General features: G+C 75.1%; 28 protein-coding genes and 2 pseudogenes. 24 read left to right on the top strand and 6 right to left on the bottom strand.

Annotated features, from left to right (window positions below; genetic code table 11):
* Positions 1-20 precede the first annotated feature (20 nt).
* Genes selA through ABC795_RS06025 form a run of 3 tightly spaced genes read left to right on the top strand, consistent with a single transcriptional unit; the run spans position 21 to position 3309 of the window.
* The gene (gene selA / locus ABC795_RS06015) at positions 21-1352 is read left to right on the top strand and encodes an L-seryl-tRNA(Sec) selenium transferase (RefSeq protein WP_347060015.1); all 1332 of its coding nucleotides are present in this window, start codon (positions 21-23) and stop codon (positions 1350-1352) included.
* Positions 1343-3088 carry a selenocysteine-specific translation elongation factor gene (gene selB / locus ABC795_RS06020; RefSeq protein ID WP_347060016.1) on the top strand — a complete coding sequence of 582 codons (1746 nt, stop codon included), beginning with the start codon at positions 1343-1345 and terminating at the stop codon, positions 3086-3088. The genes selA and selB overlap by 10 nt, the downstream gene beginning before the upstream one ends.
* A gap of 38 nt (positions 3089-3126) precedes the next feature.
* The gene (locus ABC795_RS06025; protein WP_347060017.1) at positions 3127-3309 is read left to right on the top strand and encodes a PH domain-containing protein; all 183 of its coding nucleotides are present in this window, start codon (positions 3127-3129) and stop codon (positions 3307-3309) included.
* Between the two features lie 60 nt (positions 3310-3369).
* On the opposite strand, the gene ABC795_RS06030 is transcribed toward ABC795_RS06025, so the two are convergent.
* Positions 3370-4140, bottom strand: coding sequence for an enoyl-CoA hydratase-related protein (locus ABC795_RS06030; RefSeq protein WP_347060018.1), 771 nt, complete (start codon positions 4138-4140; stop codon positions 3370-3372).
* A gap of 49 nt (positions 4141-4189) precedes the next feature.
* Here ABC795_RS06030 and hemW point away from each other — a divergent pair, with 49 nt between their 5' ends.
* The 6 genes and pseudogenes from hemW to ABC795_RS06060 form a co-directional block, all read left to right on the top strand.
* Positions 4190-5428, top strand: coding sequence for a radical SAM family heme chaperone HemW (gene hemW, locus ABC795_RS06035; protein ID WP_347060019.1), 1239 nt, complete (start codon positions 4190-4192; stop codon positions 5426-5428).
* Between the two features lie 174 nt (positions 5429-5602).
* Positions 5603-5779: a hypothetical protein gene (locus ABC795_RS06040; protein WP_347060020.1), complete on the top strand. Its 177-nt coding sequence runs from the start codon at positions 5603-5605 to the stop codon at positions 5777-5779.
* Positions 5780-5864: 85 nt separating this feature from the next.
* Entirely contained in the window at positions 5865-6179 is a 315-nt protein-coding gene (locus ABC795_RS06045) for a TraR/DksA C4-type zinc finger protein (RefSeq protein ID WP_347060021.1), read from the top strand.
* A gap of 290 nt (positions 6180-6469) precedes the next feature.
* The gene (locus ABC795_RS06050; protein WP_347060022.1) at positions 6470-6985 is read left to right on the top strand and encodes a hypothetical protein; all 516 of its coding nucleotides are present in this window, start codon (positions 6470-6472) and stop codon (positions 6983-6985) included.
* Positions 6973-7209 carry a hypothetical protein gene (locus ABC795_RS06055; protein WP_347060023.1) on the top strand — a complete coding sequence of 79 codons (237 nt, stop codon included), beginning with the start codon at positions 6973-6975 and terminating at the stop codon, positions 7207-7209. Before ABC795_RS06050 ends, ABC795_RS06055 begins: the two co-directional genes overlap by 13 nt.
* Positions 7210-7289: 80 nt before the next feature.
* Positions 7290-7472 (top strand): annotated as a pseudogene (locus ABC795_RS06060) (LuxR C-terminal-related transcriptional regulator); the annotation flags it as partial.
* 113 nt (positions 7473-7585) lie between these two features.
* On the opposite strand, the pseudogene ABC795_RS06065 reads toward ABC795_RS06060, so the two are convergent.
* A pseudogene (locus tag ABC795_RS06065) lies at positions 7586-7876 on the bottom strand (type II toxin-antitoxin system VapB family antitoxin); the annotation flags it as partial.
* 278 nt (positions 7877-8154) lie between these two features.
* Between ABC795_RS06065 and hrcA the strand changes: the two are divergent.
* From hrcA to ABC795_RS06080, 3 genes are read left to right on the top strand one after another with little or no spacing between them, the layout of a single operon-like run.
* Complete coding sequence (gene hrcA, locus ABC795_RS06070; RefSeq protein ID WP_347060024.1) at positions 8155-9177, top strand: heat-inducible transcriptional repressor HrcA; 1023 nt, start codon at positions 8155-8157, stop codon at positions 9175-9177.
* A gap of 14 nt (positions 9178-9191) precedes the next feature.
* Complete coding sequence (dnaJ, locus tag ABC795_RS06075; RefSeq protein WP_347060025.1) at positions 9192-10322, top strand: molecular chaperone DnaJ; 1131 nt, start codon at positions 9192-9194, stop codon at positions 10320-10322.
* Positions 10323-10324: 2 nt separating this feature from the next.
* Positions 10325-11077 carry a 16S rRNA (uracil(1498)-N(3))-methyltransferase gene (locus ABC795_RS06080; protein ID WP_347060026.1) on the top strand — a complete coding sequence of 251 codons (753 nt, stop codon included), beginning with the start codon at positions 10325-10327 and terminating at the stop codon, positions 11075-11077.
* Between the two features lie 54 nt (positions 11078-11131).
* Here ABC795_RS06080 and ABC795_RS06085 read toward each other — a convergent pair whose 3' ends face one another.
* From ABC795_RS06085 to ABC795_RS06095, 3 genes are all read right to left on the bottom strand, one after another.
* Positions 11132-12748: an ABC transporter permease subunit gene (locus tag ABC795_RS06085; RefSeq protein ID WP_347060027.1), complete on the bottom strand. Its 1617-nt coding sequence runs from the start codon at positions 12746-12748 to the stop codon at positions 11132-11134.
* Positions 12745-13425 (bottom strand): ATP-binding cassette domain-containing protein, encoded by a 681-nt coding sequence (locus ABC795_RS06090; RefSeq protein ID WP_347060028.1) that lies wholly within the window; start codon positions 13423-13425, stop codon positions 12745-12747. Before ABC795_RS06090 ends, ABC795_RS06085 begins: the two co-directional genes overlap by 4 nt.
* A gap of 62 nt (positions 13426-13487) precedes the next feature.
* Complete coding sequence (locus tag ABC795_RS06095) at positions 13488-14444, bottom strand: putative selenate ABC transporter substrate-binding protein (RefSeq protein WP_347060029.1); 957 nt, start codon at positions 14442-14444, stop codon at positions 13488-13490.
* Between the two features lie 332 nt (positions 14445-14776).
* On the opposite strand from ABC795_RS06095, the gene ABC795_RS06100 reads away from it, so the two are divergent.
* The 10 genes from ABC795_RS06100 to ABC795_RS06145 all read left to right on the top strand — a co-directional run bounded on the left by ABC795_RS06100 (position 14777) and on the right by ABC795_RS06145 (position 24364).
* The gene (locus tag ABC795_RS06100) at positions 14777-15955 is read left to right on the top strand and encodes an ABC transporter substrate-binding protein (protein ID WP_347060030.1); all 1179 of its coding nucleotides are present in this window, start codon (positions 14777-14779) and stop codon (positions 15953-15955) included.
* Between the two features lie 136 nt (positions 15956-16091).
* Positions 16092-16967: a branched-chain amino acid ABC transporter permease gene (locus ABC795_RS06105; RefSeq protein WP_347060031.1), complete on the top strand. Its 876-nt coding sequence runs from the start codon at positions 16092-16094 to the stop codon at positions 16965-16967.
* Positions 16967-18787, top strand: coding sequence for a branched-chain amino acid ABC transporter ATP-binding protein/permease (locus tag ABC795_RS06110; RefSeq protein ID WP_347060032.1), 1821 nt, complete (start codon positions 16967-16969; stop codon positions 18785-18787). The genes ABC795_RS06105 and ABC795_RS06110 overlap by 1 nt, the downstream gene beginning before the upstream one ends.
* Positions 18784-19506, top strand: a complete 723-nt coding sequence (locus ABC795_RS06115) for an ABC transporter ATP-binding protein (RefSeq protein ID WP_347060033.1) — start codon at positions 18784-18786, stop codon at positions 19504-19506. Before ABC795_RS06110 ends, ABC795_RS06115 begins: the two co-directional genes overlap by 4 nt.
* 90 nt (positions 19507-19596) lie before the next feature.
* Positions 19597-19956 carry a histidine triad nucleotide-binding protein gene (locus ABC795_RS06120; RefSeq protein ID WP_347060034.1) on the top strand — a complete coding sequence of 120 codons (360 nt, stop codon included), beginning with the start codon at positions 19597-19599 and terminating at the stop codon, positions 19954-19956.
* 58 nt (positions 19957-20014) lie between these two features.
* Positions 20015-20836: an enoyl-CoA hydratase/isomerase family protein gene (locus ABC795_RS06125; RefSeq protein WP_347060035.1), complete on the top strand. Its 822-nt coding sequence runs from the start codon at positions 20015-20017 to the stop codon at positions 20834-20836.
* 263 nt (positions 20837-21099) lie between these two features.
* Positions 21100-22086: a PhoH family protein gene (locus tag ABC795_RS06130; RefSeq protein ID WP_347060689.1), complete on the top strand. Its 987-nt coding sequence runs from the start codon at positions 21100-21102 to the stop codon at positions 22084-22086.
* A 5-nt stretch (positions 22087-22091) separates the two neighbouring features.
* A complete protein-coding gene (ybeY, locus tag ABC795_RS06135) occupies positions 22092-22595 on the top strand; it encodes an rRNA maturation RNase YbeY (protein WP_347060036.1) in 504 nt (167 codons plus the stop codon).
* A complete protein-coding gene (locus ABC795_RS06140) occupies positions 22592-23947 on the top strand; it encodes a hemolysin family protein (protein WP_347060037.1) in 1356 nt (451 codons plus the stop codon). The genes ybeY and ABC795_RS06140 overlap by 4 nt, the downstream gene beginning before the upstream one ends.
* A gap of 84 nt (positions 23948-24031) precedes the next feature.
* On the top strand, positions 24032-24364 hold the full coding sequence (locus ABC795_RS06145) for a cytidine deaminase (protein WP_347060038.1): 333 nt from the start codon (positions 24032-24034) through the stop codon (positions 24362-24364).
* Here ABC795_RS06145 and ABC795_RS06150 read toward each other — a convergent pair whose 3' ends face one another.
* On the bottom strand, positions 24365-24952 hold the full coding sequence (locus ABC795_RS06150) for a hypothetical protein (RefSeq protein WP_347060039.1): 588 nt from the start codon (positions 24950-24952) through the stop codon (positions 24365-24367).
* Positions 24953-25110: 158 nt separating this feature from the next.
* On the opposite strand from ABC795_RS06150, the gene ABC795_RS06155 reads away from it, so the two are divergent.
* Positions 25111-25311: a hypothetical protein gene (locus ABC795_RS06155; RefSeq protein ID WP_347060040.1), complete on the top strand. Its 201-nt coding sequence runs from the start codon at positions 25111-25113 to the stop codon at positions 25309-25311.
* A gap of 85 nt (positions 25312-25396) precedes the next feature.
* Entirely contained in the window at positions 25397-26311 is a 915-nt protein-coding gene (gene era / locus ABC795_RS06160) for a GTPase Era (RefSeq protein ID WP_347060041.1), read from the top strand.

Here is a 26311-nt window from a genome sequence, read left to right on the forward strand (position 1 = left end):
CGCACATACGCTGCGGGGCGATGAGCCAGGATCCGCAGGGCACCGACCCCCGCCGGCAGGTGCCGCGCACCGACAGCCTGCTCGCCGATGCGCGGCTGGCCGCGGCCGGCGAGCGGCTGGGTCGCGGCCTGGTGAAGCGCGCCGTCCAGCAGGTGCAGCAGCAGGTCCGCGCCGGCGAGGTCGCCCCCGACGCCGCCGTCGACGCCGTCCTGGCCGAGCTGCCCGCGACGGCGTCCAGCCTGCGCCCGGTGCTCAACGCGACCGGCGTCGTCGTGCACACCAATCTCGGTCGAGCGCCGTTGTCGCAGGCGGCCGTCGCCGCGGTCGTCGCCGCCAGCGGCACCACCGACGTCGAGCTCGACCTGGCCACCGGCCGTCGCGGCCCGCGCGGGGAGGCGGCGATCGCGGCCCTGCTCGACGCCGTGCCCGCCGCCGAGGCCGCGATCGTGGTGAACAACTGCGCGGCCGCGCTGGCGCTGGTCGCCACCGCGCTGGGGCAGGGGCGGGAGCTGGTGCTGGCCCGCGGCGAGTTGGTGGAGATCGGCGACGGCTTCCGCATCCCCGAGCTGCTGCAGACGACCGGTGCCCGGCTGCGCGAGGTCGGCACCACCAACCGCGTGACGCTCGCCGACTACCGCGGCGCCCTGGGGCCCGCCACCGGCGCCGTGCTCAAGGTCCACCCGTCGAACTTCGTCGTCCGCGGCTTCACTCGGTCCGTGGACGTGGGCGAGCTGGCCGGGGCCCTGGTCGGCACGGGCGTCCCGCTGGTCGCCGACGTGGGGTCCGGGCTGCTGCGTCCCTCCGCCCTGCTGCCCGACGAGCCCGACCTGCAGACCACCCTGGCCGCTGGCGCCGACCTCGTCCTCGCCAGCGGGGACAAGCTGCTGGGCGGTCCGCAGGCCGGCCTGGTCCTCGGTCGGGCCGAGCTCGTGCAGAGGCTGCGGCGGCACCCGCTGTACCGCGCGCTCCGCGTGGACAAGACCACGCTGGCCGCGCTGGAGGCCACGCTCCGCGGTCCGCTGCCGCCGGTGCAGGAGATGCTGACCGCCGGCCACGAGGGGTTGCGCCGTCGGGCGCGGGCCCTAGCCGCCCGGCTGTCGGCCGCCGGGGTGCCGGCCGAACCGTTGGACGCCGACTCGCGCGTCGGCGGGGGAGGGGCGCCGGAGCACCCGCTGCCCGGTGCGGCCGTCGCCCTGCCGGAGCCGTTCGCCGAGCCGCTGCGCCTGGGCGCCACCCCGGTGGTCGGCTACGTCGAGGACGGCCGGACCCTGCTGAACCTGCGCAGCGTCCCGCCGGAGGCCGACGACGACCTCGCCGCCGCCGTGCTGGAGGTTGCCCGACGGTGGACGTGATCGCCACTGCCGGGCACGTGGACCACGGCAAGTCCGCGCTCGTCCGGGCCCTGACCGGCATGGAACCCGACCGCTGGGCGGAGGAGCGCCGCCGCGGCCTGACCATCGACCTCGGCTTCGCCTGGACGACCCTGCCCTCGGGACGCCGGCTGGCGGTGGTCGACGTCCCCGGGCACGAGCGGTTCGTCGGCAACATGCTCGCCGGCGTCGGCTCGGTGCCCGCCGCCCTCGTGGTGGTCGCGGCCGACGACGGCTGGTCGGCGCAGACCGCCGAGCACGTCGCGGTCCTGGACGCCCTCGGGGTGCGGCACGCGCTGGTCGCCGTCACCAAGGCCGACCTCGCCGACCCCACGCCGGTGCTCGCCGACGTCATCGAGCGGCTGGCCGGGACGTCGATGGGCGCGGTGCCCGGGGTGGCGGTCAGCGCGGTGACCGGCACCGGGCTGCCCGAGCTGACCGGCGCGCTGGAGACGTTGCTGGCCGGGCTGCCCGTGCCGGACCCCGCGGCGCCGGTGCGGCTCTGGATCGATCGCGCCTTCACCATCACCGGCGCCGGGACGGTGGTGACCGGCACGCTCGCCGGCGGTTCCGCGGCGCCGGGCGACCGGTTCCTCCTGGGCGACCGCGAGGTGACGGTGCGCGGTGTCCAGTCCCTCGGCGAGCCGGTGGAGCGGGCCGACGCCACCGCCCGCGTGGCGCTGAACCTGCGCGGGATCGCGGTCGAGGACCTGTCCCGCGGCGACGCGCTGCTCACGCCGGGGGCGTTCCGCCTCACCGACGTCGTCGACGCCACCCTCACCGCCGAGCCCGGCGAGCGGCTGCCCACCGAGCCGGTGGTGCACGTCGGCTCGGCGACGGTGGGCGCCCGGCTGCGCCCGCTGGACGGCGCGGCGGTGCGGCTGCGCCTGGACCGCCCGCTGCCCCTCCGCGTCGGGGACCGGCTGCTGCTGCGCGACCCCGGCGCCCGGCGGGTGCTCGGCGCCGACGTGCGCGACGTCGACCCGCCGGAGCTGCGCCGCCGCGGTGCCGCCCGGCAGCGAGCCGCCGAGCTGTCCGCCCAGCCGGAGGGTGCGGGAGGGGCCGCGGCGGACCTGGCCCGCCGCCGGATCGTCCGTGCCGCCGACTTCGCCGCGATGGGCTGGCCGGTGCCGCCCGGCGCGACCCGTCACGGACCGTGGCTGCTCGCCGCGGGGCTGGCGGAGGAGCTGGCGGCCCGGGTGCCCGACGTCGTCGGCCGCTACCGGCGGCTGCGCCCGCTGGAGCCGGGGCCGCCGGCCGAGGTGGTGCGCCGCGCCCTCGACCTGCCCGACGCCGACCTGGTGCCCGCGCTCGTCCGGGCGCCGCTGGTGCTGCGGGCCGGACGCGTGGTCGACGGCGCTGCGGACCTGCCGCCGGAGGTGCAGCGGGCGGTCGACGGGATCCGCGCCCGGCTGGCGGCCGACCCGTTCGCCGCCCCCGAGGCGCCCGACCTGGTGGCCGCGGGGCTCGGCGTGCGGGAGCTGGCCGCCGCCGTCCGCAGCGGGCAGCTGGTGCGGGTGGGCGAGGGCGTCTACCTGGCTCCCGGGATCGCCGGGACCGCCCGGGCACGGCTGGCGGACCTTCCGGAGCCGTTCACCCTCAGCCAGGCCCGCCAGGCCTGGGGGACCAGCCGCCGGGTGGCCGTTCCGCTCATGGAGTGGCTGGACGGCCAGGGCGTCACCGTGCGGCAGCCGGACAACACCCGCCGGCTGCGCTAGTGGCCTGCTCGGGCCTCCGCGCTCCGAGGGTGGCTCCCGTGGTTCCGCACCTGGCGTGCGGAGGCAAGGCGCGGGCGTTCGCGATCGAGACCGCCGGCACCTTCGACCTCGACGCCGAGCTGGACCTGTGGTTCAGCGGGCTGGGCAAGGTCCGCCTGGAGTTCAAGGGCAACGCGGACATCCGCTACCTCGGCCAGATGATCGCCACCTACGTTCTCTGAGCCCAGTCGGTCTCTGCTTCCTCTCGCAAGCAGAGACCGACTGCCAGGAGTGGTCCTCCGTCAGCCCGCGGAGGGCACCCAGCGGGCCGGGCGCTTCTCGCGGAACGCCGCGATGCCCTCCTGGCCCTCCTCGCCGGCGAAGAACCGCGCCGAGAGGTCGAGCAGCCGGTCGAAGGCGAGGGCCGGCTGCCGGGCGCGCAGCAGCCGCTTGGTCTCGGCCAGTGCGGTGGGCGCCCCGGCGGCCAGCGCGGTCAGCTGGCCGGCGAGCACCGCGTCCAGCTCGTCGTCGGCCGCCACGACGTCGACCAGGCCACCGGCGGTCGCGGTGGCGGCGTCGAAGACCTCGCCGGTGAGCATCAGCCGGTGGGCGACGTGGGTCGTCATCCGGGGCAGCACCACCGCCGAGATCACCGCCGGCACCAGCCCCAGCCGCACCTCGGAGAACGCGAAGGTGGCAGACGACGCCGCGACGACGACGTCGCAGGCGGCCAGCAGCCCCACGCCCCCGGCGCGCGCCGGCCCCCGGACGACGGCGACGACTGGCTTGGGCGCCGACCACAGCTGCTCGAGCAGCTGCGGGAACTCCCGCACCCCCTGGTCCTCCGACGAGCCGCCGGACGCCTCGGCGAGGTCCATCCCGGAGCAGAACACCCGCCCGGTGTGGTCCAGGACGACCACGCGCACCGCGTCGTCGGCGAGGGCCTCGTCGAGCGCCGTCCGCAGCTGGGCGCGCATCGCCCGGGACAGCGCGTTGCGGTTGGCGGGGGAGTCGAGGGTCAGCGTGGCGAGGCCACCGGACACGGACACCTGGAGCACTCGGTCGGAGGTCACGTCCGGCATCCTGCCGCGCTCGGGCCCGCGCGCGGCACACTGGGAGCAGATGAACACCGTCCTGCCGCTGCTGACCGACGCGGGCCCGGCCCCCGGGTCGCCCGGTCCCGACCAGCTCCCCGACAGCGCCCGCGCCGGCCTGGCCACCACGCCGTTCGGGCTCTACGTGCACGTGCCGTTCTGCGCCACCCGCTGCGGCTACTGCGACTTCAACACCTACACCTCCGAGGAGCTCGGCCCGGGCGCCAACCGGAGCGAGTACGCCGGCACCGCGATCACGGAACTGCAGCGGGCCGCCCGCACGCTGGGACCGGACCTGCCGACGGTCTCCACGGTCTTCGTCGGCGGCGGCACCCCCACGCTGCTGCCGGCCGACGACCTCGCCGCCGTCCTCGCCGCGGTCCGCGAGCTGTTCCCGGTGGCCGACGACGTCGAGGTGACCACCGAGGCCAACCCCGAGACCGTCTCACCCGGCTCCCTGGCCCGGCTCCGCGAGGCCGGCTACACGCGGGTGAGCCTGGGCATGCAGTCCGCGGCTCCGCACGTGCTGGCCGCGCTCGACCGGCGGCACACGCCGGGTCGCGCCGTCGAGGCCGCGCACGAGGCCCGGGCCGCCGGGTTCGAACACGTCAACCTGGATCTGATCTACGGCACGCCGGGGGAGACCGACGCCGACTGGGCCGCTTCGCTCGACGCCGTCCTCGCCTCGCCGGTGGACCACGTCAGCGCCTACGCGCTGATCGTCGAGGAGGGCACGAAGCTGGCCCGCCGGGTACGGCGCGGCGAGCTCCCGATGCCCGACGACGACGTCCTCGCCGACCGCTACGAGCAGGCCGACCTGACCCTGGGCAGCGCGGGCTTCCGGTGGTACGAGGTGTCCAACTGGGCCACCTCCGACGCGGCGCGCTGCCGGCACAACGAGCTGTACTGGGCCAACGCCAACTGGTGGGGGATCGGCCCGGGCGCGCACAGCCACGTCGGCGGGCTCCGCTGGTGGAACGTCAAGCACCCGGCTGCCTACGCCGACCGGCTGGCCCGCGGCGAGAGCCCGACCCAGGACGCCGAGCTGCTCGACGACGTCGACCGCGCCCTGGAGGCGGTCATGCTCGGCCTCCGGCTGCGCGACGGGCTGCCGCTCACCGCGCTGACCGAGACCGGCCGGGTCCGCGCCGCCGAGGCCGTCGCGGAGGGCCTGTTGGAGGCGCCCGCGCACGCCGCCGGGCGCGCCGTCCTCACCGACCGGGGCCGGCTGCTGGCCGATGCGGTGGTGCGCGACCTGACCGATTAGGGGACCCCTGCCCCCACCGCCCGCAGGCTTGCGACGGGTTGCTGCAGGGGCCCGGGCGAGGCCACGCGCCGACCGGTTCATCCGAAAGAGCGAGGTTCGGGCCGCCGCCCTGGGCTATGGTCCCCGTTCCGGCAACGGCGCCGGGTGTGGTCGAGGGGGTGGTCGGTGGTGCCCGTGGCAGGAGTGCGCCCGGCCCCGTCACCTGACGCCCCGGTCGCCACCCCGGCCCCGCCGTTCGCGCTGTCCGGCGGTATGCGGCTCGCCCTGGCGATGAACCGCCGCGCCCGCGGACTGCGTGGGCTCGACGTCCTCCGTCGCAGCCAGGACCGGGCCCCGCCGCAGCTCTGCTGACTCCGTTCCGCAAGTCGCCCCCGCCCGTCCTGACGCGCCACCGACCGGTGACCGCGTTCTTCCCCGTTGGCAGAAGGAGATCCACATGTCCGCCAGCACCGATGCCATGACCGCCTCTTCGGCGGACCGCTTCCGCAGCCTGCTGGAGGCCCAGCGCACCGACTGCGTCCAGCAGCGGGAGGAGGCGCTCGCCGAGTGCGCCACCTCGGTGCCCGACCCGGTCGCCCAGCGCCGCAGCGCCGACCTGCAGCTGATGATCGAGGAGATCGACGCCGCTCTCGCGCGGATCGAGGGCGGCACGTACGGCCGGTGCACCGGCTGCGGTGCCGCGATCCCCGAGGAGCGGCTGGAGCTGCGCCCGTTCGCCCGCACCTGCGTGGCCTGCACCGCCGCCGCCTGATCCGCCGGTCGCCGGTCGCCGGCCGGACCTGACATCCGTCAGATCCGGCCGGCGACGTCCGGCACTACTGACCGGGCTCCGTGCGCGGCACGCTCCGGGGCGTGGAGCTCGCACCTGCCTCGCCCGCGGGCTGTCCGTCCGCTACGGCGGCACGGTGGCCGTCCACACCCCGGTGCCGCAGACGGAGGTGTTCGCCGTCGGCGTGCTGCTCGCCCTGCCGAGCCTGCTGCTCGTGGCGCGTCGGCGACCGCGCTACGCCGTCGCCGGCTGACGTGGCTACCGTCTTCCGGATGGACATGTCGAGCCGCTGGCAGCAGCTCGGGTGGGCGCTGCCGTGGTTGCTGTTCCAGCTCTTCCCCGTGCTCGACCTGGTCTCCACGCCGCGGCCGGCCGGCGTGCGGGTCGCCGCCGCGCTGATGCTGATCGGCTTCACCGCCGCCTACCTGAGGGTGTTCGCCCGCGCGTTCGCGCCCGGGTGCTCCCCGGCGTACCGCGAGCTGGCGGTCGTCGCGGTGCTGGGTGCGGGGCTCGGGTTCTGGCTGGGCGCGCCGTGGGCCGGGCTGATGATCTACCTCTCGGCCGCCGTGGCCGTCACCCTGCCGGACCGGTGGGTGTGGCCGGCCGTGCTGGGCGCGACGGCGGTGTGCGCCATGGTGGCCCTGCTCGGCGACGCGCTCGGCGACGTCTTCTTCCTGCCGGTGCTGTGCCTGCTCACCGCCTTCGCGCTGCGCGGCACCGGGTGGTCCGCGAGGCGACGACGAACGTGCTGCGGCACAGCGACGCTCGCACGGTCGTGGTCGACCTGACGACCACGGATGACGTCGTCGAGCTGACGATCACCGACGACGGGCGGGGCAGCACCGCCCCGGCCGGCGACGGGCTCAGCGGGCTCGCCGAGCGGGTGGTGAGCGCCGGCGGGCGGCTGGCGCACGGCCCCGCCGACGGCCGCGGGTTCCGCCTCAGCGCCGTCCTCCCGTCGTCGGCACCGGCTCCCGCCGGGCGCGCTCCCGAGCGGGCGGGGGCGCCGTGATCCGGGTGCTGCTGGCCGAGGACCAGACGATGGTCCGCGGGGCGCTGCGCGCGCTGCTGTAGCTGGAGGAGGACATCGAGGTCGTCGCCGAGGAGGCGGACGTGCTGCGTGCCGCGGCCGGGGGCGGGACGGTGGCCGACATCGCCGGCTGGCTGCTCCTCTCGGAGGGGACCGTGCGCAACTACCTGTCGTCGGCCATCGGCAAGACCGGGGCGCGGACCCGGGTGGAGGCGGCCCGGGTGGCCGAGGAGAAGGGCTGGCTCGGAGCACCCCGTACGCAGGCTGACGGTCAGCTGGGTCGCGGGCCGGGCACCGGCGGCTGCGCGGGGATCGAGGCGGTCGCCGGCCCCGTCTGCGTCTGCACCGGGGTGAGGGCGTCGAGGTCGAGCACCCGCACGTGGATGACGTTGCGCTGCTGCAACGCGGCCCGCAGCGCCCGGTGCAGGCCGTCCTCCAGGTACAGCTCCCCGTGCCACTGCACCGCGTGCGGGAAGAGGTCGCCGTAGAAGGTCGAGTCGTCGGCCAGCAGCGCGTCGAGGGCCAGCTCGCGCTTCGTCGTGGTCAGGGTGTCCAGCCGTACCTGCCGGGGCGGGATCATCGCCCAGTCGCGGGTGGACAACCCGTGGTCGGGATACGGGCGGCCGTTCCGCACGCCTTTGAAGATCAGGGGACCGACCTCCGTTCTCCGCCCCGTCCGGGGGCACCGACCGACACCACCCTAGACGCCGTCCGGAGCCGCCGTCGGCTGCTCCTGACGGCCCCGTCCAGGAGCTCGTCGCGAGCCTCCGAGCGGGGAGGAGGACGGGGTCCTTCGCGTATGCTGGGTTGGCACTCTGTTCGTGCGAGTGCCAGGCCGGGGCCGTCCCCGGCCGGCCCGCCGCCCGCGGGTCCCGCATGCGGGGGCGCTGCAGCACGGCGCGTCGACCGGTACGGGGAGGTGTCACCGTGGCGCACGACGAACGCCGCCTGGAGGTGCTCCGGGCCATCGTCCAGGACTTCGTCTCCACCAACGACCCGGTGGGCAGCAAAGCCCTGGCCGACCGCCACGACCTGGGCGTGTCCCCGGCCACCATCCGCAACGACATGGCGGTGCTGGAGGAGCAGGGGTACATCACCCAGCCGCACACCAGCGCCGGCCGGGTGCCCACCGACAAGGGCTACCGGCTGTTCGTCGACCGGCTGTCGGCGGTCAAGCCGCTGTCGGCGGCCGAGCGTCGGGCGATCGAGCGGTTCCTCGACGGGGCCGTCGACCTGCACGACGTGCTCGGCCGCACGGTGCGACTGCTGGCGCAGCTCACCCGCCAGGTCGCCGTCGTGCAGTACCCGACGCTCTCGCGCAGCGCCGTCCGGCACCTGGAGGTGGTCCACGTCGGGGCCGGCCGGCTGCTCCTGGTGCTGATCACCGACACCGGCCGGGTCGAGCAGCGGGTCGTCGACTGCCCGGCCGACGTCGACGCCGGCGCCGTGCCGGAGCTGCGCACCCTGCTGAACTCCGCGTTCGTCGGGGTGAAGCTCGGCGAGGCGGGTGGCAAGGTGCCCGGGCTGCTGGATACTGCGCCCGCCCACCTGCGGAGCCTGGTCGCCGCGGTCAGCGCGACGCTGGTGGAGACCCTCGTCGAGCCCAGCGAGGACCGGCTGGTCATCGGCGGGACGGCGAACCTCGCCCGGGGGAGCGCGATGGACTTCCCCGGCACGATGCAGCCGCTGCTCGAGGCGCTCGAGGAGCAGGTCGTCGTCCTGCGCCTGATGAGCGAGGTCGACGCAGGCACCGTGCTGGTGCGCATCGGTGAGGAGAACGCCCACGAGGCGCTGACCGGCGCCTCGCTGGTCACCGTCGGGTACGGCTCCGCGGACCGGGCGCTCGGCGGCCTCGGCGTGGTGGGGCCGACCCGCATGGACTACCCAGGGAACATGGCCGCGGTCCGTGCCGTGGCCCGCTACGTCGGCCACCTGCTGGCCGAGAGCTGAGGACGAGACTTTCCATGGCAACCGACTACTACGGCGTGCTGGGCCTGGCCCAGGGGGCCACCGATCAGGACATCAAGCGCGCCTACCGGCGGCTGGCCCGTGACCTGCACCCGGACGTCAACCCCGACCCCGAGGCCAAGGAGCGCTTCCAGGAGGTCACCCGCGCCTACGAGGCGCTGACCGATCCGGAGAAGCGCCGCATCGTCGACCTGGGCGGCGACCCGTTCGACAGCGGTGGCGGGGCGGGCGCCGGCTTCGGCGGCGCCGGGTTCGGCGGCCTGGGCGACATCATGGACGCCTTCTTCGGCGGCGCGGCCACCCGCGGGCCGCGCAGCCGCACGCGCGCCGGCCGGGACGCGCTCATCCCGGTCGAGTTGGAGCTGGACGAGACCGTCTTCGGCGTCACCAAGGACATCACCGTCGACACCGCGGTCCTCTGCGACACCTGCGCCGGCGCCGGCACCGCCCCGGGCACCCACGTGGCCACCTGCGCGACGTGCTCCGGCCGTGGCGAGGTGCAGAGCGTGCAGCGCGGCTTCCTCGGCCAGGTCGTCTCCAGCCGCCCCTGCCCGACCTGCTCGGGCACCGGCCAGGTCATCCCCGAGCCCTGCCCGAAGTGCGCCGGTGACGGCCGCGTCCGCGCCCGCCGCACCCTGTCGGTGAAGGTGCCTGCCGGGGTCGAGGACGGCATGCGCATCAGGCTGACCGGGCAGGGCGAGGTCGGCCCCGGCGGCGGCCCGGCCGGTGACCTGTACGTGGAGGTGCACGAGCGGCCGCACGACGTGTTCACCCGCGACGGCGAGGACCTGCACTGCCGGGTGACCCTGCCGATGACGTCGGCGGCCCTGGGCACGACGCTCAACCTCAAGACGCTGGACGGCGAGGAGGAGCTCGACATCCGCCCCGGCACCCAGTCCGGCAGCGTGCTGACCCTGCGTGCGCACGGCGCCCCGCGGCTGCGGGCCACCGGGCGGGGAGACCTGCTGGTGCACGTCGAGGTGCAGACGCCGACCAGGCTCGACGGCGAGCAGGAGAAGCTGCTGCGCGAGCTCGCGGCCCTGCGCGGCGAGGACCAGCCGGAGTCGCACCGCGAGGCCCAGGGCGGCCTGTTCTCCCGGGTCCGCGACGCCTTCAACGGGCGCTGAGCGTGAGCTCCCCGGGCCCGGAGCTGGACGGCGCGCCCCTCTTCCTGGTCGACGACCTGCCGGAGACCGACGAGGTGCTGGTCGACGGGCCCGAGGGGCGGCACGCCGTCGAGGTGCTGCGGCTGCAGCCGGGGGAGCGGGTGCACGTCGGCGATGGCCGGGGCGCCGTGGCGGAGGGCGACGTCGTCGCCGCCGGGTCGCAGGGGCTGCGGGTGGCGGTGCGGACCCGCGTCGAGGTGCCCGAGCCGGATCCCGAGTTCGTCCTGGTGCAGGCGCTGCCGAAGGGCGACCGGGGCCCGCTGGCGGTCGACCTCGCCACCGAGCTCGGCGTCGACCGGATCGTGCCGTGGCAGGCGTCGCGCTGCGTGACCCGCTGGCGCGACGACCGGGTGGCCAAGGGCGTCGCCAAGTGGCGCGCCGCAGCCCGGGCCGCGAGCAAGCAGTCGCGCCGGCCGCGGCTGCCCGAGGTGACCGAGCCGATGACCACCCGCGAGGTCTGCGGGCTGCTCGACGACGCCGACCTCGCCGTCGTCCTGCACGAGCAGGCCCGCCGTCCCTTGGCGGAGCTGCCCCTGCCCGAGGCGGGCACGGTCGTGATCGTGGTGGGCCCGGAGGGCGGGCTCTCCGACGGCGAGGTGGTCGCCTTCCGCGCCGCCGGTGCTGAACCGGTGCGGCTGGGTCCCGAGGTGCTGCGCACGTCCACGGCCGGTGCCGCGGCGCTGGCCGCCCTCTCCGCGCGAACGCGCTGGGCGTAGGCAGGTCCGATCCGCCGTGCCGCGGGGCCCGGAGGATCGCAGTGCCACCCCACCTCACCGCAGGGCGGCTCGGGCGCGGTCGCTGACCAGGTCCACCAGGAAGGTCAGCAGCACGATCGCGGCGAGCACGGTGGTGACGCCCGCCCAGTCGAACGCCGACGTCCGGGCCGACAGCAGGACACCGATGCCGCCGGCGCCGAGGAGGCCGACCAGCACCGTGTCGCGGATCGCCACCTCCCAGCGGTAGAGCGAGAGGGCCAGCACCGGGCCGGCGAGCGCAGGGGCGGTGCCGTACAGCCACCGGCCGGCTGGGGAGGCGCCGGCGGCCCGCAACGCCTCGGCCGGGCGCCGGTCCGCCTCCTCGGCCGCCTCGCCGACGAGCCGGCCGAGCACGCCGAGCGTGTACACGCCCAGCGCCAGGGCGCCGGGCAGGACGCCGGGCAGCAGGACGAACAGCAGGACCAGCGCCCACACCGGCGGCGGCACCGCGCGCAGCAGGAGCAGGGCCAGCCGGGTGAGCACCCCGGCGGTGCGGCGGACCGGCCCGGACGGACCCGGGGGACGCGCCGCGAGCGCCGCCAGCGCGACGGCGCCGGTGGCGGCGAACGCGATGGCCAGCACCGACATCCGCAGCGCGTCCAGGGCGGTGGCCCAGACGTCGCCGAGGAGCTCGCTGTCGACGGCGGGCGGCCACGCGGCCGCGGCGACGTAGGACACCTGTTCGCGGGTGCGGGCGGAGACCAGCGCGGCGGGGGAGAGCGCCAGGTACCAGACCGCCCAGCCGACCGCGGCGGCGACGGCGAGGACCGCGCCGGTGAGCAGCGGGTCGCGCCGGTGCCCGGGGACGGGCGGGGGTGCCGTGACCCGGCGGCGCACCGCCCGGCCGCCGACGTCGGCCAGCAGGCACAGCAGCGCCAGCGCGTAGACCGTCGTCCAGACCTGCTCCCAGCGCAGCGACGTGAACGACAGCGCCAGCTGGTAGCCCAGGCCGCCGGCGCCGATCAGGCCCAGGACGACGGCGGAGCGGACCGCGCACTCCAGCCGGTAGAACGCGTACGACAGCAGCCCGCCGGCGGCCGGGGGCAGCAGGCCGTAGAGCGCCGCCGTGCCGCGCCCGGCTCCTGCGGCGAGCAGCGCGTCGTAGCTGCCGCGGGGCACCTCGTCGAGCAGGTCGGCGAAGACCTTGGCGGTGATCGCCCCGTACGGGACCGCGATGGCCAGCACGCCCACCCACGGGTCCAGCCCGAGCACGTTCACCAGCAGCAGACCCCACACCGCCTCGTGCACCCCCCGGGGCAGCGCGAGGGCGCCGCGGGTCAGCAGCCAGCCGGTGCGCCGCCCGCCCCAGGCAGTGCGGGAGACCGGCACCGCAGCCAGGGCGCCGAGCAGCACGGCCAGCCCGGCGCCGAGGACGGCGTAGGCGACCGTCACCAGGGTGGAGCCGGCGACGACGGCGAGGAACTCCCCGCTCACCTCCGGGCGCAGTGCGGCGGCGAGGAACCGGCCGGCCTGGGCGGCGCCGGCGGGGTTGAGCACCGGCCCGGAGAACAGGCCGCTGCCGGCCAGTGCCCAGCCGACCAGGGCGGTCCCCGCCAGCGCCCACGCCCACCGCCGCCGGTCCCGGCGCAGCGGGGCAGCCGGGGGCGCTGCCCGGTCGAGGACGGCCGTCACCGGGTGACGCCGTAGAACTGCTCGAGGTCGGCCACCGTCAGGGCGTGGGCGGGGGCGTCGAGGACGACGCGGCCGGCGGCCAGCCCGACGATCCGGTCGCAGTGCCGCAGGGCCAGCGCCGGGTCGTGCAGGCAGGCCAGCAGCGCGCCGCCCCGACCGGTCGCCAGGTCGCCCAGCAGTCCGAGGGCGAGGTCGGCCAGGGCCGGGTCCAGGGCGGACGCCGGCTCGTCGGCGAGCACGAGGTCCGGCTGCTGCACGAGGAGGCGGGCGACGGCGACCCGCTGCCGCTGGCCGCCGGACAGCCGGTCGGTGCGCTCGTACATCCGGTCGGCGAGGCCCACCAGGTCCAGCGCGTCGCGCACCGTTTCGGGGTCCTGCGGGCAGAGCAGCGACCACGCCGCCCGGGCGGCCGGCCAGGCGCCCAGCCGCCCGGCGTTGACGTTGTGCACGACCCGCAGCGCGCCGGTCAGCTCCAGGTGCTGGTGCACCGTGCCGGTGCGGGCCCGTAGCCGACGCAGTTCCCGCCCGCGCAGCGCCGCGGGGTCCCGGCCGAGCACCCGCACCTGCCCCGCCGTCGGCGCCACCGCGCCGTTGAGCACGTTGAGCAGCGTCGACTTGCCCGCTCCCGAGGCGCCCACGACGGCGACCCGCTCGCCCGCGGCCACCACGAGGTCCACCCCGGCCAGGGCGGGCGTGCCGCCGAAGCGGACCTCGATGCCGGTGAGCCGCGCGACGTCGCTCAGTTGATCAGCCCGAGGTCGCGGCCGATCTCCTCGATCTGCTGGTAGTTCGCGGCCTCGGTGGGGATGAACGACCCCGCGCCGAACAGGTCGAGCACCTCCGCGTCGGCGGGGTGGTCGGCAGACAACCCGGTGAAGTACCCGGTGAGCCGGCCGGGCAGGTCGGCGCCGAGTCGCTCGACGGCCGAGGGGCCCAGCAGCCAGTGGTAGTCGTGGTAGGCCGGTGTGCGGGCGTAGGCGACCACTGCCGGGTCCACCTCCCCGGCCTGGCTGCGGCTGGCCCACACCTGCTCGTTGAGCACGCCCGCCTGGTAGCTGCCCGCCGCGACCAGCGCGAGGGTCGCGTCGTGGGAGCCGGAGAAGCCGGGCCCGCCCGGGAAGCCCTCCGGATCGACGCCCGCCTCGCGCAGGAAGTACGCGGGCATCAGCCGCCCGGAGGTCGACGTCTCGCTGCCGTAGGTGAAGCGCAGGTCGCCGAGCGGGGCGAGGTCGTCGGACGGCGTCAGGCCGGTGGCGGCGTTGACGACGAACACCGAGTGGAAGTTCTCGTCGATGTCCCGCTGGGCGATCGGGACGGCGCCCCGGGCCTGCCGGCGGGCCTGCACGCCGGTGAGGCCGCCGAACCAGACCAGGTCCAGGTCCCCGGTGCGGAACAGCGAGACGGCGGCGGCGTAGTCGGTGACGGGCACGTACCCGACGTCCAGGTCGAGGGCCGCGGCGAGCGAGTCCGCGACCGTGCCGTGCAGCCGCTGCAGGACCTCGGGGTCCTGGTCGGGGATCGCGCCGATGCGCAGCGGGCGGGGGCCGGCGTCCGGATCGGTGGAGCCGCACCCGGCGAGGGCGGCGGCGAGGGCCAGCCCGGTGCCGGCGATCAGGGCCCGGCGGGAGAACCGGGGGAGGAGGGGATCGGTGGCGGGATCGAGGCCACCCGACCGGGCGGCGGCTGCGCCGCGCACTACGTGCGCCCAGCGCGGACGGGACGGGGCACGGGGACCTCCGGCGGGCGAGGAGAAGGGGCGCCCCATCCTGCACCCCGTGTGGCGGGACCGGCGCGCCGTGGCGCCGACGCGCGGCCCGGGGGCCCGTGTCGGTCACGTTATCGGCACGTTTCGCACGCCCCTGCCGGGAGGCGGGAGACGGGTGCTTACTGTGACGGCCGTAAACCGGTCGACCGGCCTCGGTCGGCCCACGATGCCCGGGTGGCACGGGCAGGGCCCGCCCGCCCCGGGGAACCCGCGCGGCCGCCTCGTGGGGCACGCGCGGTCGTCGTGCTCGACAAGGGAGAGACATGCGCACCAAGCTCCACACCGTCGCCGCGGCCGGCGCCGCGGCCCTCCTCCTCGCCTCCTGCGGCTCCGGTGAGTCGGACGGCGGGGACTCCGCCGCCTCCGGCACGCTCACCGGCGAGGGCAGCGGCGAGTCCTGCACCATCGAGGGCGAGGTGCCCCTCGGCGCCGTGCTCAGCCTCACCGGCGCAGCCGCCAGCTACGGGGAGTCGCAGCAGCGCGGCCTGCAGCTGGCCGCCGCCGAGCTGGCCGAGCAGGGCGGCGTCACCTACGACCTCACGATCGAGGACGACCAGACCGACCCGCGCCAGGCCATCACCCTGTTCGACCAGTTCGTCTCCGACGGCGTGAGCCTGATCATCGGGCCCACGCTGTCCAACGCCGCGGTCCAGGCCGACCCGATCGCCCAGGAGGCCGGCGTCCCGGTGCTGGGCATCTCCAACACCGCCGCGGGTGTCACCGAGATCGGCGACTACATCTTCCGCGACTCGCTCACCGAGCAGGCGGTGATCCCGCAGACGGTCGCCCAGGCCACCGAGCAGTTCGGGCTTCAGGACGTCGTGGTCATGTACAGCAACGACGACGCCTTCACCGAGTCCGGCTACGAGGCGTTCGCCGCTGCGCTGGAGGAGGAGGGCGTGAACGTCAGCGAGACGATCACCTTCTCCAAGTCCGACACCGACTTCCGCGCTCTGCTGACCCAGGCCCAGGAGAGCAACCCCGACGCGCTGGTCGTCTCGGCGCTGATCGAGGCCGCGGTGCCGCTGGTCACCCAGGCCCGCGAGCTGGGCATCGACGTGCCGATCATCGGCGGCAACGGGTTCAACAACCCGACGCTGATGGCCGACGCCGGGGAGGCGGCCGAGGGCGTCGTCGTCGGCGCCGCCTGGAACTCCGCGTCCGACAACCCGGAGAACCAGGCGTTCCTCGAGGCGTACGAGGCCGAGTACGGCGCCCAGCCCGACCAGTTCGCCGCCCAGGCCTACACCGGGCTCAAGCTGGTCGACCACGCCGTGCGTGCCAACTGCTCCGCCGAGCGCGACAGCATCCAGCAGGCGCTGGGGCAGATCGAGGACGTGCCCACGGTCCTCGGCGAGTTCTCCATCGACGAGAACCGGGACGCCGACCACCCGGCTGTCGTCCAGGTCGTCGAGAACGGCCAGTTCGCCGTCCTGGAGTGACCCGCTCCACGGCGCCGGTCGGCTGACCGGCCGGCGCCGCGCTGCGACCCCCGCCGGGGGCCCGGTCCTCCGACCGGGCCCCCGGCCGCGTGTCGGCTACCGTGCCCGGGCACCCACGACGAGAACAGGCAACGCTGTGCAGCAGCTCCTCAACGGCATCTTCATCGGCTCGATCTACGCGTTGTTCGCCATCGGGTTCACGCTGGTCTTCGGCATCCTCGACCGGCTGAACCTCGCGCACCCCGCGGTCTTCGCCGCATCCGCCTTCGTCGGCATCGAGCTGGTCGAGCGGGGTGGCCTGTCCCTCTGGGCCGCGCTGCCGATCGTGTTCGTCTTCGGCGCCGTCCTGGGCCTGGTCATCGAGCGCGTGGCGTTCCGGCCGCTCAAGGGGCGCGCCGACGCCCACTTCGCCGGGCTGATCTCCTCGATCGCGCTCGCCGGCATGCTGATCGCGCTGCTGCAGTGGCGCTACGGCCCCGACACCCGCCGCTTCCCGCCGGGCTCGTTCCCCGACACCCGGTTCGAGGTCTTCGGCGCGCAGGTGACGCTCGTGCAGGTGGTGATCCTCGGGATCTCCCTGGCGCTGATGGTGGGCCTGACCTACATGGTCACCCGCACCCGGCTGGGCCGGGGGATGCGGGCGGTTGCGGAGAACCCGACGGCGGCGCGCGTGCTCGGGGTGAACGTCGACCGGGTGACCGCGGTGACCTTCGCGATCTCCTCCGCGCTCGGCGCGGTCGCCGGCGTGCTGTTCGCCATCAACGTGAACACCGCCCAGCTCGGCATGGGCGCGGCGATCGAGCTCAAGGGTCTGGCGGTCATCATCGTCGGCGGCATGGGCTCGCTGCCCGGCGCGCTCATCGGCGGGCTGCTGCTCGGCCTGGCCGAGGTGTTCGCCGTCCAGCACATCGGCTCGTCGTGGGTGAACGTCATCGCCTTCGGCCTGCTGTTCGTGATCCTGCTGCTGCGCCCGCAGGGGCTGCTCGGCGCGCGGAAGGTCCGGGAGGTCTGATGCTGGGCCAGTACGCCACCACGCTGACGTTCATCGCCCTCGGGGCGATCTTCGCCTACTCCTTCTACGCCGTCCTGATCGCCGGACAGCTCAGCCTCGGGCAGGCCGGCTTCGCCTCCCTGGCGGCGTTCTCGGGGGCCTACCTGGCCCCCAGCGGAGCCGACGTCGGTGACGTCCCCGCGCTGCTGATCGCCGTGGCGATCGGCATGTCGGTCGGGGCCCTCGGCGCCGTGGTCCTCGGCCTGCCGACCATGCACCTGCGCGGTGTCTTCCTGGCCATCGCGACCCTGGGCTTCGCCGAGGCGGTGCGCGTGGTGCTGCTCAACCAGGAGTGGACCGGCGGCGCGCAGGGGCTCGGGGTGCCCCGGATCCTGACCGTCGGCATGGCCTGGACCGCGCTCGCGCTGGTGGCCTACTGGTTCTGGCGGATGGGGCGCTCGAGGTACGGCCGCGCCCTGGAGGCGATCCGGGAGGACGAGCTCGCCGCCCGGTCCATGGGCATCGACGTGGGACGCCACCGGCTCGCCGCGTTCGTCACCGCGGGAGCGGTCGCCGGCCTGTACGGCGTCCTCTACGCCTACTACGTCCGGCTCATCGCCCCGAACGACTTCGACTTCACCGCCGCCGTCGAGGGGCTGGTCACCGCGGTGGTCGGTGGCTCGACCATGTTCCTCGGCCCGCTGCTGGGCAGCGGCTTCCAGACGCTCGTCCCGGAGGTCCAGCGGGCGGTCGGGGTGGAGGCCGGCTGGATCCGGCCGTTCCTCGCCGGCCTGCTCCTGCTGGTCGTCATCCTCTTCCTGCCCGGTGGCCTGGCCAGCCTGCTCCCGCGCCGGACCCGCATGCCCTCCGGCGGCGCCGACGAGGACGCCACCGGCCTGGCCGGCCGCCGCCACCCGGCCGCCGGCGAGCCGGTCGTCACCCTCGCCGGCCTCGGCAAGGAGTACGGCGGGGTGCACGCCGTCCGCGGCGTGGACCTGGAGATCCGGGCCGGCGAGGTCGTCGGCCTGATCGGCCCCAACGGAGCCGGCAAGACGACGCTCGTGAACATGATCAGCGGTCTGGTGCCGCCCAGCTCGGGCAGCGCCACGGTGCTCGGGACGGCGGTCGGCAGCACGCCGGTGCACCGGATCGCGGCGGCGGGCGTGAGCCGTACGTTCCAGCACTCCAAGCTGTTCAACCGGCTGTCGGCGCTGGAGAACGTGCTCGTCGGCGCCCACCTGGTCAGCCGGCCGACCTTCCTGCGACGGCTGCTCTGGCTGCCGTCGGCGCGCCGCGACGAGCGGGCCGCGATGCGGCAGGCGGCCCGCTGCCTGGCGCGTGTCGGGCTGACCGACCTCGCCGCCTCCCGGGCGGAGGCGCTGTCCTACGGCGACCAGCGCAGGCTCGAGATCGCCCGCGCGCTGGCCTCCGACCCGTCCCTGCTGATCCTGGACGAGCCGGCCGCGGGGATGAACCACGTCGAGGCCGGACGGCTGTCGGAGCTGATCAGGTCGCTGGCGCGGGACGGGCTGACCATCCTGTTCATCGAGCACAACGTCGGCATGGTGCTGCAGACCTGCACCCGGGTGGTCGTCCTGAACTTCGGCGAGGTCATCGCCAGCGGTGCGCCGGACCAGGTCGCCGCCGACCCGGCCGTCATCGAGGCCTACCTGGGCTCGGCCGAGGACGACGAGGACGGCGGCCCGGTCGCGGGTGCGGCCCGTGCGGGCGCGACCGCCGCCGGGACCGGCGACGCACCGCCGGACGCGGTCGCGAACCTGCGGCCCGGTGCCGCCGGCACCCTGGACACACCGGACACCACCCCGAGGGATGCGACATGAGCGACCCCATCCTCACCGTGGACGGCCTGCGGGTGACCTACGGGCGGGTCGAGGCGGTCCGGGACGTCTCCTTCCGGGCCGAGCAGGGCTCGCTCGTGACGCTGGTCGGCGCGAACGGGGCCGGCAAGTCCTCGGTCATCAACGCCGTCTCCGGCATGCTGCGGCCGGCCGGCGGGCGGATCACCTTCGAGGGTCAGGACATCACCCGCACCCCGGCGCACAAGCTGGTGGGCCGGGGGTTGGTGCAGGTGCCCGAGGGGCGGCAGATCCTTGCCACGCTGACCATCGAGGAGAACCTCCAGATGGGCACGTGGCACTCCGGGAAGGGCGGCGCGAGCTCCGTCGACGCGATGTACGACCGGTTCCCGGTCCTGGCCGAGCGACGGGCGCTGCCGGCCGGTGCGCTGTCCGGTGGCGAGCAGCAGATGCTGGCCATCGCGCGCGCCCTGGTCGCCGGGCCGAAGGTGATGCTGATGGACGAGCCGTCGATGGGGCTGGCGCCCAAGATCGTCGACGAGGTGTTCCGCGTCATCGAGGAGATCCGCGCGTCGGGCACCACGGTAGTGCTGGTGGAGCAGAACGCCCGCCGGGCGCTGCGCGCCGCCGACCACGGGTACGTGCTGCAGAGCGGGGAGGTCGTGCACTCGGGCCCGGCCGGCGAGCTGCTCGCCGACGAGCGCATCGTGCAGGCGTACCTGGGCGTCGAGAGCGGCCGCTGACGGCCGCCGTGCTGGAACGGCTCCCGTGCAGGGTCCCGCTGCGAGCGCAGCGAGTGGTGGGGGGCACGGGGGTCCTCTTAGGGTCGGGGCGTGACCGACTGCCTGTTCTGCCGCATGGTCGCCGGTGAGATCCCCGCCGACGTCGTCCACCGGACCGACCGGGTGCTCGCCTTCCGCGACATCAACCCGCAGGCCGCGACCCACGTGCTGGTCATCCCCACCGACCACCACCCGACCGCCGGGGCGCTGGCCGAGGCCGATCCCACGCTGATGGGCGAGGTCGTCGCCGCTGCGCACGCGGTGGCCCGGCAGGAGGGGTTGGTCACCGGGGACGGTGCCGAGCCCGGCTACCGGCTGGTGGCCAACACCGGCCCGGCGGCGGGGCAGACCGTCCACCACGTCCACCTCCACGTGCTCGGGGGCCGCGACCTCGGCTGGCCGCCCGGCTGAGGCTTCGTCCGGGACGCCCGTGCCTGCGGGTGGAGGGGTGTGCTGAGAGGGTGTGGGCATGGCCGAGACTCCTGCCCCCCTCCGCATCGAGCGCGACGGTGACGTCGCCGTCGTCGTCCTGGACAACCCGCCGCTGAACCTTTTCGACGCTGCGACGTTCGACGCGATGGAGAGCGTGGCCGCCGAGCTGGTGGCCCTGACGGACCCGGCCCGGCCCGACCGGGCCCGCGCCGTGCTCGTCGAAGCGCGCGGCAAGGTGGTGTCCGGTGGGGTCGACGTCACCTACTTCCGCGACATCGCCGAAGGCCCCGAGCCGGCCCGGCGCGGCGGCGAGCTGTGGGCCCGCCTGCTCCGGGTGGCCAACACCTTCGAGGACCTCCCGGTCCCGACGGTCTTCGCCGCGCACGGCCTGTGCCTGACCGCGGCCTTCGAGCTGGCCCTGTCCTGCGACATCCTCCTGGCCGCGGAGAAGGCGTCCTTCGGCCTGGTCGAGATCGTCGTGGGCCTCACGCCGTCGATGGGCGGGCCGCAGCGACTGGCCGAGCGCGCCGGCCCGGCCCGCGCCAAGGAGCTCGTCTACACCGGCGAGCGCTACCCGGCCGCGGTCCTCGAGCGCTGGAACGTGGTGAACCGGGTGCTGCCCGACGAGGGCTTCGCCGACGCCGCCCGCGCCTACGCGCAGCGGGTCGCCGCCGGACCCACCGTGGCGCACGCGGCCACCAAGCGGCTGGCCGGCGTCGCCGTCCGCGAGGGCGCCCGCGCGGCGGACGCCCTGGTGCCGGAGATCTCCGGGCCGCTGTTCGCCACCGAGGACCTCCGCGGGGCCGTGGCGTCCTTCCTGACCGACGGGCCGGGGAAGGCGAGCTACACCGGCCGCTGACCTGGACGGGTGGACCGCGATTCGGGGAGTCGCGCGCGGGTAGAGTCGATCGGGTCCTAGTGCGCTCGCCGCACACCGCCGTCGCAGGAAGGCAGGGTCGAGGGTTCTTGCCCGACACCTCCCCGAACGTCCCCGTGCCCGGTGCGCCCACGTCCCGTGAGGCGTCGGCCCAGGCCGCTGCCGCGGACGGCGCATCCGCCGGAAGTCCCGCACCCGTCCCCGCCGCCGTCCGGGCCACCATCACCGTGCCCGACAACATCCCCATGGTCTCCTTGCTCGGGTCGGCCGACGAGCTGCTCCGGCTCGTGGAGGCCGGGGTCGACGCCGACGTGCACGTGCGCGGCAACGAGATCGCCGTCACCGGGCAGCCGGCCGACAACGCCTTCGCCGTCCGGGTCTTCGACGAGCTGATCGCGCTGATCGGCACCGGCCAGCAGCTGCGCCCCGACTCGGTGCGCCGGGTCATCGCGATGCTCAAGGCCGGCGGCTCCGAGCGCCCGGCCGACGTGCTCAGCCTGGACATCATCAGCCGCCGCGGGCGCACCATCCGCCCGAAGACGCTGAACCAGAAGGGCTACGTCGACGCGATCGACAAGCACACCGTCGTCTTCGGCATCGGCCCCGCCGGTACCGGCAAGACCTACCTGGCCATGGCCAAGGCGGTCCAGGCGCTCACCACCAAGCAGGTCAACCGGATCATCCTCACCCGGCCGGCCGTCGAGGCGGGGGAGCGGCTGGGCTACCTGCCCGGCACGCTGTCGGAGAAGATCGACCCGTACCTGCGGCCGCTGTACGACGCGCTGCACGACATGGTCGACCCCGAGTCGATCCCGCGGCTGATGCAGTCGGGCACGATCGAGGTCGCGCCGCTGGCCTACATGCGGGGTAGGACCCTGAACGACGCGTTCGTCATCCTCGACGAGGCGCAGAACACCACGGCCGAGCAGATGAAGATGTTCCTCACCCGCCTCGGTTTCGGCTCCAAGATCGTGGTCACCGGCGACGTCACCCAGGTCGACCTCCCCGGAGGCGCGCAGAGCGGCCTGAAGATCGTCCGGGAGATCCTCGGCGGGATCGAGGACGTGCACTTCGCCAACCTGACCAGCACCGACGTCGTCCGCCACCGCCTGGTCGGAGACATCGTCGACGCCTACGAGCGCTGGGACGCCACCCGGCAGCCCGCCGGAACGTCCCGGCCGGCCGCGGGTGCGCCGGTCCGGCCCACCCGCCCGCGCCGACAGGGGAGCTGACCACCGTGCCCGTCGAGGTCTCCAACGAGTCCGAGATCGCCGTCGACGAGGCGGAGCTGGCCGGCATCTGCCGGTTCGTCCTCGGTGAGATGAGGATCAACCCGATGGCCGAGCTGTCGGTGCTGTGCGTCGACGTCGACTACATGAGCAGCCTGCACGAGCGGTGGATGGGCGAGAAGGGCCCCACCGACGTGCTCGCCTTCCCCATGGACGAGTTCGACACCGGCCGCCCCGACGACCCGGAGCCCGGTCCGGCGCTGCTCGGGGACGTCGTGCTCTGCCCCGCCGTCGCCGTGCGCCAGGCCCGCGCCGCGGGGCACACCATGGACGACGAGCTCGTTCTGCTGGCCACCCACGGCGTGCTGCACCTGCTCGGCTACGACCACATGGAGCCCGACGAGGAGAAGGAGATGTTCGGTCTCCAGTCGAAGCTCATCGATGCCTGGCGCACCGCGCCCCGCGAGCCGGTGACCGGCGCTCCGGCAGGTCAGGAGACCGGTCCCCGATGACCACCAGCGCGATCACGATGCTCGTGGTCGCCCTCTGTCTGGTCCCGCTGGCCGGCATCTTCGGGGCCATGGACGCCGCCCTGCAGCGCGTGTCCAAGGCCCGGGTCGAGGAGTTGCGCCGCGACGGCGTGAAGCGGGCGGACGCCCTGGAGGAGGTGGTCAGCGAGCGGGCGAGGCACGTCTCGCTGCTCCTGCTGCTGCGGATCGTCTGCGAGATGGTCGCCGCGGTGCTGCTCACCGTGCTGCTCTACGACCTGTGGGGCGGCGGCTGGCGCACCTTCCTCACCGCCGCCGGGGTGATGACCGTCGTCAGCTACGTGCTGGTGGGGGTCGGCCCGCGCACGCTCGGCCGCCAGCACGCCTACGGCACGGCGCTGGCCACCGCAGGCCTGGTCCGGCTGCTCGGCCGGGTCCTCGGCCCGGTCGCCACCTTGCTGATCCTCGTCGGCAACGCGATCACCCCCGGCCGCGGCTTCCGCGACGGCCCCTTCTCCTCGGAGGTGGAGCTGCGCGAACTGGTCGACATGGCCGAGGAGCGCGGTGTCGTCGAGTCCGGCGAGCGGAACATGATCCACTCGGTCTTCGAGCTGGGCGACACCATCGCCCGCGAGGTCATGGTGCCGCGGACCGACGTCGTCTGGATCGAGCGCACCAAGACCGTGCCGCAGGCGCTGGCCCTCGCGCTGCGCAGCGGCTTCAGCCGCATTCCGGTCATCGGCGAGAACGTCGACGACGTCGTGGGCGTCGTCTACCTCAAGGACCTCGTCCGCCGGTCGCAGCACGGCTCCGACCAGCGCGGCCCGCGCGTCGAGGAGCTGATGCGCACCCCGACGTTCGTGCCGGAGTCCAAGCCGGTCGACGAGCTGCTCCGGGACATGCAGGCGCAGCGCATCCACATCGCCATCGTGGTCGACGAGTACGGCGGCTTCGCCGGGCTGGTGACCATCGAGGACATCCTCGAGGAGATCGTCGGCGAGATCGCCGACGAGCACGACCGCTTCCAGCGGCCGGAGGTCGAGCAGCTCGACGACGGCTCGATGCGGATCACCGCCCGGCTCCCGGTGCAGGACCTGGCCCAGCTGTTCGACGTCGACCTGCAGGAGACCGACGACGTCGAGACCGTGGGCGGCCTGCTGGCCCGCGAGCTCGGCCGGGTGCCGATCGAGGGGGCCGCGGCCGAGGTCGGGGGCCTGCGGCTGGTGGCCGAGAGCACCGGGGGCCGGCGCAACCGGATCGACACGCTGCTGGTCTGCCGGCTGCCCGAGCCGTCGGAGGACGGCGACGAGGACACCGACGGGCAGCGCCCGTCGGGGGCCACCCGCGCCGAGCTGCCGGCCGGCGTGGAAGGCTGAGAAAGGGCCCTCCTGCCCCCCACCGCTCGCAGGCTCGCGGCGGGCCCCTGCAGGAGGGCCGAACCACCGGACAAGGATGGGTCTGTGGCTGATCTGCACCCCGAGGACGCGAAGCTCGTCACCCTGGCCCGCTCCGCGCGCGGCCGCACCGGTGCGCCGGAGGGGGCCGCCGTGCGCGACACCGACGGCCGCACCTACGTCGCGGCGTCGGTCGCCCTGCCCTCGCTGCGGTTGTCGGCGCTGCAGGCCGCCGTGGCCGCCGCCGTCTCCAGCGGCGTCGAGGGCCTGGAGGCCGCGGTGCTCGTCTCCGCCGCCGACGCGGTCGAGCAGGAAGGGCTGGCCGCCGTCCGCGACCTCACGCCGGATGCGCCGGTGCACCTCGCCGGCCCCGACGGAGTCGTGCGCACCTGCGCCTAGCTAGCGCGTCAGCGGGACGCCCAGCGCGTCGGCGAACGCCTCGGGATCCCGGACCCACAGGGCGACGGCGGCCTCGCCCTCGTCGGTCAGGTACCGGACGGCGATGCGGCCGCGCCCCGGCCACCACCCGCCGCGCTGCTCCGGGGCCGGCCAGTCGGCCGGCGGCCGTCCGGTGCGCACGGCCTGCACCAGCACCGAGGGGATCACCGCCGACGGATCGGTGCGGGTGCCGGCGACGTCGAACGAGAGACCGTGGTCGGAGACCGTCACGCGGCGGGTGTTCACCGCGTACACGAGGAGCCCCGCGGCCAGCGCGAGCGGGAGCTCGCCCCGGGCGGCGGGCCAGCCGCCGCGCCAGGCGAAGAGCGCGACCCAGACGGCGACGACGACCGCGGCGAGCGCGAGTGCCAGCAGGCCCGCGGGGCGGTACTGCCAGTAGCGCAGCGGGGCGGGGACGACCGTCGCCGAGCGCCTGGGGCCCCAGCCCACCACGAAGCGATGCCCCCGAGCCTGCTCGACGTGCAGTCGCCGCTCGCGGTCCGCCGCCGCCCGGGGTGGCCGGGACCGGTTCCGCTCTCGACCTGGCACGACGGCGATCATCCCAGCCCGGCGGTGGCGGTCGCCCCTCGCGTTCGCTCGCGACCGGGGCGCAGGTGACGGAGTCCCGGCAGTGGCTGGCGGGATGGTTGCGGACGCGGTCGCTCCTGCCGCTGTCCGCGCGAGCGGAACCGGCGGATGGTGGAGGGGTGACGACGCTGCTGTTCCTCCTCCTGCTCCTGCTCGTGCTGGTCGCGCTCGGGCGCCCGGCACCCGGGCGCGCCCGCGCGCCGGCCGCCTCCTGGTCCGAGATCGGGCACCGGCTGACCGGCGACGCCCTGACCGGCGTCCGCGTGCTCGCCCGGCTCGGCGCCGCGCGCCGCGACCGGATCGGCCGCCCCTGGTCCTGACCGCCGCCCGACGAGGACGCCGGTCGGTCGCGCGCCGGGACTCCGGCGCGCGGGGATGTCGGCCACCGGTGGGAGACTGGCTGCCGTGACCGACCCTGACCAGCCGTACCGCAGTGGTTTCGTCGCCCTGGTCGGGCGTCCCAACGCCGGCAAGACGACGCTGACCAACGCGATGGTCGGCGAGAAGGTCGGCATCGTCAGCAACCGCCCGCAGACCACCCGGCACGCCATCCGGGGCGTCGTGCACCGGCCGTGCGGGCAGATCGTGCTGGTCGACACCCCCGGGCTGCACAAGCCCAAGAGCCTGCTGGGCAAGCGCCTGAACGACGTCGTCCGCGACACGCTCTCCGACGTCGACGTGATCGTCTTCTGCATCCCGGCCGACCAGCCCGTGGGCACCGGCGACAAGTTCATCGCCCGCCAGCTCGCCGAGGTGAAGGCGCCGGTGGTCGTGGTCGTCACGAAGACCGACGCCGCGGGCAGGAAGCAGGTCGCCGAGCAGCTCATCGCCGCCAGCCAGCTGGTGGAGGCTGCCGAGGTCGTGCCGGTCAGCGCCGTCGGGGGCGACCAGGTCGAGCTGCTCGAGGACCTGCTGATCAAGCTCCTGCCCGAGGGCCCGGCGCTGTACCCGCAGGCGCAGACCACCGACGAGGACGTCGAGCGGCAGATCGCCGAGCTGATCCGGGAGGCGGCGCTGGAGAAGGTCCGCCAGGAGGTGCCGCACTCCCTCGCCGTCACGGTGGAGGAGATGAGCCGGCGGCCCGACCCCAAGCGCGCCGGGGGCGAGCTGGTGGAGGTGCACGCGCTGCTGCACTGCGAGCGGCCGAGCCAGAAGCCGATGCTCCTGGGCAAGGGCGGAAACATCATCAAGGCGATCGGCACCGAGGCCCGGGCCGGCATGGAGACGCTGCTGGACGCCCGGGTGCACCTCGAGCTGCACGTCACCGTGCTCGGCGAGTGGCAGGACGACCCGAAGAAGCTCAACCGGCTGGGCTACTGA

This window comes from Blastococcus sp. HT6-30, assembly GCF_039729015.1.
Taxonomy (GTDB): Bacteria; Actinomycetota; Actinomycetes; order Mycobacteriales; family Geodermatophilaceae; genus Blastococcus.